The 10,541-nt window shown below is 57.9% G+C and carries 7 protein-coding genes; 4 read left to right on the forward strand and 3 right to left on the reverse strand.

Features of this window, described 5'->3' with window-relative positions:
• Positions 1-446: 446 nt before the first annotated feature.
• Complete coding sequence (locus D7D26_RS11020; RefSeq protein WP_120373073.1) at positions 447-1,121, reverse strand: Crp/Fnr family transcriptional regulator; 675 nt, start codon at positions 1,119-1,121, stop codon at positions 447-449.
• 128 nt (positions 1,122-1,249) lie between these two features.
• Here D7D26_RS11020 and D7D26_RS11025 point away from each other — a divergent pair, with 128 nt between their 5' ends.
• From D7D26_RS11025 to D7D26_RS11035, 3 genes are all read left to right on the forward strand, one after another.
• Complete coding sequence (locus tag D7D26_RS11025) at positions 1,250-2,026, forward strand: ATP-binding protein (RefSeq protein ID WP_120373074.1); 777 nt, start codon at positions 1,250-1,252, stop codon at positions 2,024-2,026.
• Between the two features lie 249 nt (positions 2,027-2,275).
• The gene (locus D7D26_RS11030) at positions 2,276-2,782 is read left to right on the forward strand and encodes a sigma-70 family RNA polymerase sigma factor (RefSeq protein ID WP_120373075.1); all 507 of its coding nucleotides are present in this window, start codon (positions 2,276-2,278) and stop codon (positions 2,780-2,782) included.
• Positions 2,783-3,105: 323 nt separating this feature from the next.
• Positions 3,106-3,621, forward strand: a complete 516-nt coding sequence (locus tag D7D26_RS11035) for a type III toxin-antitoxin system ToxN/AbiQ family toxin (RefSeq protein ID WP_120373079.1) — start codon at positions 3,106-3,108, stop codon at positions 3,619-3,621.
• A gap of 43 nt (positions 3,622-3,664) precedes the next feature.
• Here D7D26_RS11035 and D7D26_RS11040 read toward each other — a convergent pair whose 3' ends face one another.
• Together D7D26_RS11040 and D7D26_RS11045 are read right to left on the reverse strand one after the other, a co-directional pair.
• Positions 3,665-7,072 carry a hypothetical protein gene (locus D7D26_RS11040; protein WP_120373076.1) on the reverse strand — a complete coding sequence of 1,136 codons (3,408 nt, stop codon included), beginning with the start codon at positions 7,070-7,072 and terminating at the stop codon, positions 3,665-3,667.
• A gap of 243 nt (positions 7,073-7,315) precedes the next feature.
• Positions 7,316-8,074, reverse strand: coding sequence for a cyclase family protein (locus tag D7D26_RS11045; protein ID WP_120373077.1), 759 nt, complete (start codon positions 8,072-8,074; stop codon positions 7,316-7,318).
• A 618-nt stretch (positions 8,075-8,692) separates the two neighbouring features.
• On the opposite strand from D7D26_RS11045, the gene D7D26_RS11050 reads away from it, so the two are divergent.
• Positions 8,693-10,030 (forward strand): RNA-binding domain-containing protein, encoded by a 1,338-nt coding sequence (locus D7D26_RS11050; RefSeq protein ID WP_120373078.1) that lies wholly within the window; start codon positions 8,693-8,695, stop codon positions 10,028-10,030.
• Positions 10,031-10,541: the final 511 nt, after the last annotated feature.

Below are 10,541 nucleotides of genomic sequence, written 5' to 3' on the forward strand. Positions count from 1 at the left end.
TGATCCTGCGGTTATCGTATTTTGCCGGGCGTCCACGTTGACCTGATTTCGGGTGTTCGGGCGGCAGCATTCTCTTGATTCGATTCCACTCGCTGGAGGTCAGTTCATATCTTCTCTCTTCCATGAGAAAAGTTTAAGCGATTGGATCGATTTAGGCAACTTTGACGTTTTTTAAACAAGCCCTAATTCTTGATAGAAAATATTAACATAGTTTCCGGGGCGCTGCGGAGGAGTTCAGTCGCTCGGGACTCCCTCGACCGCTGCGCGGTCTGCGCAGCCCGCTTCGTGAATCTCCTCCGCAGCGCCTCTGTATTCGGCATTTTAATTGAGAAATAGTATAACGTGCAGTCGAGCGTTCTCCTGGGAATTGGCCTCGCGAAGTATTCTTTTTCGCTTTTCTTTGCGACTCCGCGTCCCCGCGGCGGCTTTCGTTTTGCCTCAGCTTATCATTCCTCCGCGATCTCGAAGCGCTTTTTGAGCTCGAAGGAATTTTTGCGGAAGGCGATCAGCCCTTCCTTCTGCATCCTCGACAGCTCCGCCGAGAGCGCGCTGCGGTCCGCCGCCAGATAGTCGGCCAGCCCCTGCCGGTCGAGCGGGATGCGGAAACTTCGCGCTTCCGCTTCCTGCGCGCAGTACGACAGGTAAGTCAGGATCTTGTCGCGGAGCGTGCGTCGCGAGATCACGGCGAGGCGCTGCAGCAACAGCAGATTTTTCCGCGCCAGGATGTGCATGAGATTGTCGAGGATCTGCCGCCCCTCGCGGTCGGGCGCGCCTCCCGCCAGCAATCTGGCCGGATCGCCGAAGAGCGCGCGGGATTTTTCCGCGGCGATGACGCCGACGGGCATTTCCGCGACGCCGGCGCAGGAGAACGCTTCGGCGAAGAGATCTCCGGGGGCCAGCGCTGCGACCACGGTGCGCACGCCCCAATAGTCTTCCTTCACGATCAGAGCGGCTCCCGACAGCAGGATGCCGAGCCCGCGCGGCGCTTCCCCCTGAAGCAGGATGGTCTGATCCCTTTCGTATTCCGCCTGGCGCGGCGACAGAGCCGTCACGGCGCGTTCCAGACGGTCCGCGGCGATCCCGGCGAACAGCGGACACTGAGCGAGCGCTTCGTAGTTCATCTTCGTCACCTCTTTGTTGTAAAAACAACAGACATCGTTGCCTCATCATAGTACACTGAGCGCACGATGTCAAAAGATGAGCGCCCGTTTTCGGACGGCGCGCGACGAATGGATCCGGGGGGATTTTCATGAGGAGAAAAATCGTCAAGATCGACCGCGACAAGTGCAATGGCTGCGGCGCGTGCGCCGGCGCCTGCCAGGAGGGCGCCATCCGGATGATCGGCGGCAAGGCGGCGGTGGTCCGCGAAGATTACTGCGACGGGCTGGGGAACTGCCTGCCGCATTGCCCGACGGGCGCCATCGCCATCGAAGAGCGAGAGGCCGTTCCCTTCGACGAGGCCGCGGTCAGGGCCGCTCAGGAAGCTCAGGCCGCGAAAAATGCCGCGCTTGCGCGCGGCGGCTGTCCCGGCTCGACCGCGCGCGCCATCCTTCGGCCGCTGCCCGGCGGGGCCCCGCACATGTGCCCCGGCTCGATGACGCGCGCCGTTCAACGCGCCGCGGCGGAAGCGCCCGAAGCGGCGGGCGTTCCGGCCGACCTGCGCAGCCGCCTCAGCCAGTGGCCCGTGCAGATCAAGCTGGCGCCCGTCAGCGCGCCTTTTTTCAAGGACGCTTCGCTGCTGATCGCCGCCGACTGCACGGCGTACGCTTACGGCGCCTTTCATCGCGATTTCATCAAAAACCGCGTCGTGCTGATCGGCTGCCCCAAGCTCGACGAGGGCGACTACCGCGAGAAGCTGACCGAGATCATCAAAAACAACGAGATCAAGAGCGTGACGATCGTGCGCATGGAAGTGCCCTGCTGCGGCGGCCTCGAAAAGGCCGCCCGCGCCGCGCTGATGGACAGCGGCAAGTTCATCCCCTGGCAGGTCGTGACCATCGGCGTGGACGGCCGCGTGATCGAATAGCTTTTTCGCCGAAAAAAATATCGCCGCAAAGCAAAGACGGCAGAGACGCCTGAACGAATCAGCGCGTCTCTGCCGTCGCGTTTTTTGCCGTGGAGCGCTTCATGATGACGATAAGTAAACTGTCCTTTTTGACTTTTGTGAAGTCTAGTTGTATATTTATATCGATTTAAGCACTCTTTGTGATAAAGTCGGAGAAGGCTCCTTCTTCCGGCGCTCAAGACCTCACAAGAGGAGAAAGGATCACAGTCAGTGGAATGCGAACGATGCGCTGCGAGCAAAGAGCAGCTGAACGAGATCGCCCTGCGTTTTCTGCCGCTGGCGAGAAAAATTGCCTGGCAGTATACAGGCCGCGGCGCCGAATACGAAGATCTGGTGCAGGAGGGCATGATCGCGCTTTTCGAGCTGGTGCGGCGCTACGACGAGGAACGACCGGCCCAGCGGCTGAGCCTGTTCATCTGGTACCGCCTGCGCGGCCGGGTGCGCGACGCCGCCGCGAGGCTGCGCCGGGATGGCGCCCACGATTCGCTGGAGCAGAAATTCGAGGACGACGGTTTTGACGTCCCTTGTGAAGAGGGCGGCTACGCCGTCTTCGAACTGCTCGAAAGCCTGCCGACCCCCGAGCGCGAGCTGGCGCGCGGTCTGGCTTCCGGCCTGACGCAGAAGGAACTGGCCCGCCGCTGCGCCGTCAGCCAGCAGGCCGTGAGCAAGCGCGTGAGCCGTCTGCGCGACAAGGTGCGGCGCGCTCTGGCAAGCTGAAAATAAAGAGACGGAACGCCGGCTTTCGATAGGTCTGATTATGAAAAAAATCGAGGCTGGCTTTGAGTTTTCATATATTTTGTCTTCCTCGTGAGAATGATTTGACAAAAATTCATAACTTGAGTAGAATAACACGTAGAAAGAGCGATGCTCTTTTGGCAAGTGCCCTGCCGCTTTGAGAGCAGATCATCGATGAGAAGCGCCCTGCCGCTTTGAGAGCAGATCATCATGAAAGGCGCGCTGCCGCCTGAAGCGCAGCTGTAGTGAAAACAGGAGGGGCTGTGGCCCCTCTCTTTTTATCTCTGACTTTGAGGCCCGCATTGATGGAAAAACTCAATTTTTACTACGTGGACTTTGCTTATACCAACTATTTGAAAAATGCAGAGATAGAAAAGAGGGGCGTAAGCCGCGTCCCTAACATGGATTATGGAGTAAGTCGAAAGAGAAAATTTTTATGCGGCGTTGTGCTTCAGGTGCGTGAAATGAACTATTACGTGCCTGTGACTTCTTTTAAACAGCAAAAGCCCGATAACTTCCTCATTCAGGCTGACAATGGTCAGATTGTCGCTTCGCTTCGGTTTAATTATATGTTTCCTGTTCCCAAAAGCGCACTCTCGCTCCGTTCCATAGACGACGAACCCGATCGAGCTTATCGTGCCCTGCTTGCGCAGGAATTGAGGTTCTGTATCAAAAATCAGGAAAGGATCCAGTATCTTGCCGAGCGCACTTACAAACGAGTGCTGTTGGGCAAGAATCCCGGACTTGTGGCCAACAGCTGCGATTTCCTCTTGTTGGAACACAAATGCCAGTTGTGGATCACTCAAAACACAGACGGATAAAAAGCGGCGAGCCTCGAGTGAAGCGAGGTTCGCCGCTTTGCTTTTACCGTTTGAACGCGGGGTCTTTGCGCGAAGCGGACAGGTCGGCGTAGGTGTTGAAGGCGACGCTGTCGACGACGCGTTTTTGCTTTTTGTCGTAGACGACGATGTTCATGCCCGGCGACTGCGTGGAATATTCCGCGCAGTCGATCCGGATCGACGACTCGTAGCCGGCTTCCATGCCCGTGCTGACGAGCCCGATCTTCAGCCCCGCGGCGTCGACAGTTATGTCGATGCGGCCGGGCGCGCATTCTTCGTAGACCTTTTTGCCGCCGTCGCTGACGGCCGCGTAGCTCCAGCGTCGTTTGCCGGACAGCGACAGGTCGAGCCCGAGCGGCGCGAAGAGCTTGCGGTGCGTTTCGGTGAGGCGGCGCGCACCCTCGTCGAGCACGGAGATCAGCACGACGTGATCGGGATCGGCCAGCCGCCGCAGATAGCGGCAGAAGTCCGTTTCCAGAAAAAGCGGCGTCAGGTCGACGGACTGCGCGTGTTTCTGCCCCTGCCCGTCGATGAAGCCGACGTCGGCGGACGCCCCTCGCGCCGGCAGGGCGGAGATCACGCCGTCGAAACCGGCCGACACGGCGCGGTCCAGCGGCGCGACGCCCGCGCTTTCGGAACCGCCGAGCAGTTTGATTTTGAAGACCTGTTCCCACGGTGTCTGGAAGTAAAGGCGGCCGCCGGAGCGCGCGACGTATGGCCCGCCGGTCCAGGAGGCGAGGAACGCGCCCTTTTCGATGGGGACGCGGTGATCGACGGGGCAGTGGAGCAGTTTGGGCGCTTCGCCGCCGGTCCGCCGCGCCGTCTCGGGCTGTGCGCCCGCGAGCAGCGCCGCCAGTTCGTCCAACGGTATCGGCGTGGCACAGGCAGCGCGGTCGAGCGCTTCGCCGCAGGCGGGATCGAAGACGACGAAGTTCGTTCCCTGCTGCGCGCAGGCGTATTCGAGGCCGTTCACGCGGATCGACAGCCGCGCGCGCGTGCGCGACTGGGCGGCGGTGGCCTCGTCGTACGTGTTGAGGTCGAGGTAAACGCCGCCTTCCTCGCCGTCGAAGTGCAGCGCCGTACCGGGCGCGCCGCGCTGAAGCGTGAGGATCTGCCCGTCCCGCATGGCCAGTAGGCCGGGCTTTTGCCCCGGGGCGTTGACGGCGGCGAGGATCAGTGCCTTCGACCGCGACAGTTTGCGCGCGTAGGCGTAAAAATCCTGCTCCTCGCGCAGCAGCGCGCTTTTCGCCGCGGGAAGGAGGCTGAACGGACGTACGTTTTCCGCCCCGCCGCGCCGCCAGCCCGCTTCCAGATATTCAAGACCGGCTCCGTCCAGCGGCGCGGCGGCCCAGCGGAATTTTTGGTCGGAAGCGCGGCGCAGCTCGCGCGGCGTCAGTTCGACCGTCTCTCCGCCGCGGCGGGCGCGCAAAATCAGATCTTTTGCGGACAGTCGGCCGTCCAGCAGCTTGCAGAAGAGCGTGTCCCGATGGCAATAGACTTCCATCGCGCCCGCGAAGGCGACGCAGGGCGCGCCGCCGTCCAGCACGATACGCTCGTCCTGCGGTACGCCGCCGTCTTCGGCGGCGTACCGCCACTGCGCCGCCGTCCGCAGCGGCGTTTCGAAGGCGGCGGCGAGCGGCCGGTCCTTTTCGTCGACGAATTCCAGCTGCAGACGGTACGTTCCTTCCGGCGGCACGGGGATCGCCGCCTGCAGGTATTCGGCGTCCTGCGGCGGCAGATCGCGCGGCAGCGGGAACGTGCGCGCGTATTCCGGCATGTTGCGGCCGTCCGCGGCGCAGACCGACGCGCGGATCCGCAGCGGCGAATCTCCCGCGCCGGACAACAGGCTGTCGCTTGAATTGAAGACCGCGCACTGAAAAGCGCCGCTGCCGCCGGTCCTCATGAACAGTTCCGGTTCGGAAAGGGCGAGGCGCGGCGCGCCCGCGGAAAAGTCGTTCGTCTTCAGCGGCGCGCGCCGGTCGGGCTTCCCCTCGGGACGCTTGAAGAAACGGTTGTAGCGCGCCGACGTCTTGCCCAGCTCGGCGACATAAGTCTTTTCGCCCAGTTCCTCGATCATCGTCGGGCGCCCGCTGAACAGCGACGTGCCGATGCCGAAGCGGTGCCCGGGCAGGGACGCGCCGATGGCTTCGAGAATCGTCGGCGCGAAATCCGGCGCGCTGAAAAGCCGTTCGATCCCGCGCTCCGGACGCGGAATCGCGTTGACGAACAGGTTGAACACGGCGCGTCCGTCCCCCAGCGGGTGCCCGGCGATCGTGTCGCCCATCCAGAGGTGGTCGCCGAGAACGACGATCGTCAGGTCGCGGGCGAACGGCTGCGCCTGCACCCAGTCGATGAATTCGCCCATCATCAGGCTGCCGGCGCGGATCACGTCGCGGAAATCGTGCCAGCGCGTTTCCGGGCGGACGTCGGGGTCGAGGAAGTAATACGTGTCCGGCCCGTGCGTGTCGAGCGTCTCGACGAAAAAGGCGTAGGGCGCGCCCGAAGCGGCGCGCAGCGCCAGATCCTCCTTGAGCCGCTCGTAAAGATAGCGGTCGCGCAGCCCCCAGCCGTTGCCGCGGTTCTGTTCCACGTCGGAACGGTACCGGCTGAACCAGCGCAGATCCTTGACGACGGGGCGCTCCGCGTGCGTGCGGATCAGGTTTTCGATGCCGCCGAACGAACAGTCGCTGGAAAACATGAACTCCAGCGCGTAGCCGCTGCGCTCCAGCACCTCGAAGATGCTCAGCGCTCCGGGCAGGAACGACTCGTAGTCGCCGTAGTCGTTGTGCCCGATCGGCAGCAGCAGCGGCAGCCCGAAGTCCGAGGCCGTCACGCCCGCCGTCGTCCAGGTCGTGCCGCGTACCTGGCGGAAACCCTTGAAATGGAGATGCTCCTTCCGCAGCCGCGCCAGCTCGGGCAGCAGCGGCGCGCCCATGACCGCCGCGTCGTTGAACGTGTCTTCCATGGATTCCATGTGGATCACCAGCAGATTGCGCTTGGCGCCGGGGAACGACCAGCGCGCGTCCTGCGGCTCGGGCACCGCGTCGAACAGCGCCGTGGTCTGGAACTGGCGCAGAACGAACCCGGCCACGCCGACGCTCCACTCCGCGTACAGCGCGAATCCCGCCAGAGCCAACGCCGCCAGCAGCCCCGCCCCGCGCCGTCCGCGCCGCAGGCAGAAGCCGCAGAACAGTCCGTACAGCGCCGTGACCGTCGCCGCGCCCGCGGCCGCGGCGAAAATGAGGCGGCGCAGGTTGGCGTCGACGCCGCCCGTCAGCGGCACGTTCAGATGGAACAGGATCTGCTCCATCGACACCGGCCCCCAGACCCGGCGCATCAGCGCCAGCGCCGCCGCTCCCGCCGCCGCGAAGGCGAAAACGCCCGTCAGCGCCGCGCCCTTGAAAAAACGCGCATGATTTTTTATGAATGGCATAAACATGATCTCCCGGTTGAATGTAACGTGGCGGAACGGTTATTTATACCGATTCCCGATAGAAAATATTGGTATGGCTCGCAACGTCCTTGAGTTTGGCTTTTTAATCAAGAAATAGTATCGGTATCGGAATGTGTCCGAAATCTTGAGAACAACTCACGCACGAGTAAACGAAACGGCAAGGCGCCGCCGCAATATCCGCGGCGGCGCCTTGCCGTTTACGCCAAATGGCGGACGCGAGTTTTACTCGCAGATAGCGAAAACACGGACAGGAAGTCCCGTCGCTCCCTTGATGTTGGGATACCCCGCGAAAAGGAGCGCGCCGGCGGGCGGCAGCATATCAAGATTGCAAAGCACTTCTATCTGAAGTTTGCCCTGCTGAAGGACATATCTCTCGCAGGCTAGGTCGCCAGCCTTCGCCGCTTCGGCCGACGCATCGGTGTCAAGGGACTCGTGCCCGTTCGCAGCCGCGGAGCGGAACTCGTAGATATATTTGAGCGCAGGCAGCGACCACCCCGGGAAGTTTTCTGAGCCGTCCTCTTTTATTTTCGTTCCGGAGAGGGCATCCATGTCGGGCCAATTTTTGCTCCAACCCGTATAAAGAGCCACAAACGCACCGTCGGGTATGGCTCCGTATTTCGCTTCGTATTCCTTAATGTCGTCTACCGTCACGGCATAGCAGGGATCGGCTTTTACCTTTTTCGAAATGTCGACGACGCAGAGCGGGAACACGCAGTCTTTCACGCCGAAGGCTTCCGACAGCGGTGCGCCTTTAACGAAATGCCCGGGGAAATCTATGTGTGTTCCGAACTGCCCAGGAAATTTAAAAGTCTGAATGAGACATTCAAGCATCGGATTGCCCCAGTCGAACACAGTTTTGCAGAGTTCGACGGATCCATCCGGTATGCCGCTCCAATAGGGGCTTGTATTATCGAGAGGATGCGAAAGGTCTATCCAGCGCAGCTTTTTCAGTTCCTGAAGCTCGTTCCAAAGCTTATACACAGAAGATCCATCCTTTCAGTAATAATATTCATTGTTCGCTAACTTATTCAATTATATTTTACCTCTGTTCAAAAAACAAGTGTCTTCTGCGCGGATTTTTTTCTTGGCGCATGGCTGGGATGCCACGCTTGGACAGGGATACGTTGAGCATAAGGGACTTGCAAAATATAAACGATCAGGCCAAAATTGACGCGGGAACTTCGGGCGCCGCGGCAGGCGCGGCGACGTCGCCGAAAGTCCGCTCCGCGCCCTTGGCGCCACGTCGGCTGCGAAACGGGAGAGCGGGATATTGTGTTTTGATGTATTATATTTCTGTGCCAGGCTTGCGTCGGAAAGAATGCTGACTGTAAAAAAATCAATCGCGACGGGGCGCGCTGCGGAGGAGTTCAGGCGCTCAGGACTCCTTCGACCGCTGCGCGGTCTGTGCAGCTCGCTTTGTGAATCTCCTCCGTAGCGCCTCTGCATTCGGCATTTTTATTGAGAAATAGTATCAGACCATCGGCGGTCGCCGTAGGGGTATTCTCCATTGAGGAGGGAGGTGCCTCGCCTTGTTAATAGTGACGTAAATGTCACTATATGATATGATGACGTCACTTTATAACGGCGAGGGAAGCGGGAATGAATCTGGGAAAAGAAACGGAAACGTTGGAATTCAAAAAGACAACTGCAGAGATCCGAGAGGCGATGATTTCTGTTTCGTCTATTTTGAATAAACACGGGATAGGAACCCTTTATTTTGGGATCAAACCGAATGGTGATGTGAGCGGGCAGGCCGTTTCGGAATCGTCGCTTCGTGATGTTTCGAGAATGGTATACGAAAGCATCAGACCTCAGATATATCCTGCTATAAACGAAACGGTTCTTGACGGAAAGCATGTAATCAAAATCGAATTTAATGGCAGTAATGTCCCATATTCTGCGTTTGGGCGTTATTACCTCCGAACTGCTGATGAAGATCGTGAGGTGGTGCCGGAAGCGCTGAAGTCCTTCTTTGTATCAAATGAATATAGGGAAAAGTGGGAGAAAACACCGTCTTTGGCGACATCCAAGCAAATTGACAAAACGGCAATCAGAGCTTTTTGGCAAAAAGCTGTTTCGGCGGGGAGAATACCGAAGGGAAAATATACATGTCCAATCGTTCTGAAGAGGTGCGGCTTGCTGGATGACGATCATTTGAATAACGCTGGAGAATGCCTTTTCGGAAATACGCATCCGGTTACATTGAAAACTGCTGTATTTGCTACGGATGAAAAGCTTACTTTTATTGATATGAAGCTCTATGAAGACAATATATATAATTTGCTGAAGATATCTGAAGATTATATTTTGAAGAATGTCCGATGGAGAAGCGAAATCATCGGGACAGAAAGAGAGGAAATTCCGGAGATCCCTGTTGCGGTCATTAGAGAGGCATTGGCTAACAGTTTTGCACATGCAGTATATAACGAATCCACAAATCATGAAATATGCATCCACCCAGGGAAGATAACAATCTATAGTCCCGGACGATATGCAAGCCGTTATAAACCGGAGGATTACATTAAAAGGAATGTAGAGTCAGAGATACGTAACCCTCTTATTTCGAAAGTTCTGTATCTGAATAAGTCTATTGAGCAATTCGGAAGCGGCTTTAAGCGAATAAACAGTCTTTGCAAGAATGCGGCTATCCGATATTCGTATGAGACAGGCGAAAGCGGATTTAAGTTTATTATTTACAGACCAGCGTTTCAAAGTGACATTCAGAATGTCACTTTTAATGTCACTTTAAAGGGGACGGAAGTGGCTGTGCTGGCTATATTGAAAAACAAGCCGGATTCAACCCGGGACGAGATGGCTGAGAAGATATCAAAAACAGTCAGAACAGTTCAGCGTACGCTGGATTCGTTGAGAGAGAAAGGCTATATTCGAAGACTTGGCTCCAGGCGTGACGGCACGTGGGAAGTTATCGAAAAATAGAGAAATGTTTGCTGCAGTTCTCAGAACAGGGCATAATAAAATCCATCGAGTGAGTCTCGCCGCGGTCGTAAAACTTCTTGGTGCTCCTCTTTTCCCTACTCGACAATAATCCGATAAAACGAGCATGCGGCATATCCATCATTTCCCTTTCGATCAACTCTGCTGATGAGATTGCGAGGGAGGAATGACTGGGTATGCCTATCTTAATATGAATAGACTCGTTGGAGGAGGTGAACATCTTCAGTTCGACGCGTATCCCCCCAACGTTTATTATAGAGCCGAAATGAGATTTCTCACCGAAAGCCGGCGGAGGCTTTGCGACCCCGACGGCAGTCCGGGATAAACGACGTCGCGCCCGTCGCGTTTTGAACTGTTCCTTCAAAACATGACGGGCGCGACGTCGTTTTTTATGAGCCCCTTCGATACTTTTATCGCAGCGACTTCTTCGTCCAGTTCCAGGAATCGCGGCACATGTCGTCGAGCGATTTCCGCGCTTTCCAGCCCAGCAGAC

This window comes from Pyramidobacter sp. CG50-2 (assembly GCF_003612005.1).
Lineage (GTDB): Bacteria > Synergistota > Synergistia > Synergistales > Dethiosulfovibrionaceae > Pyramidobacter.

Coding starts and splice junctions, on each gene's coding strand:
- D7D26_RS11025 (WP_120373074.1), top strand. CDS start 1,250: ATGAGGAGAAAAATCGTCAAGATCGACCGCGACAAGTGCAATGGCTGC.
- D7D26_RS11035 (WP_120373079.1), top strand. CDS start 3,106: ATGGAAAAACTCAATTTTTACTACGTGGACTTTGCTTATACCAACTAT.
- D7D26_RS11050 (WP_120373078.1), top strand. CDS start 8,693: ATGAATCTGGGAAAAGAAACGGAAACGTTGGAATTCAAAAAGACAACT.
- D7D26_RS11020 (WP_120373073.1), bottom strand. CDS start 1,121: ATGAACTACGAAGCGCTCGCTCAGTGTCCGCTGTTCGCCGGGATCGCC.
- D7D26_RS11040 (WP_120373076.1), bottom strand. CDS start 7,072: ATGCCATTCATAAAAAATCATGCGCGTTTTTTCAAGGGCGCGGCGCTG.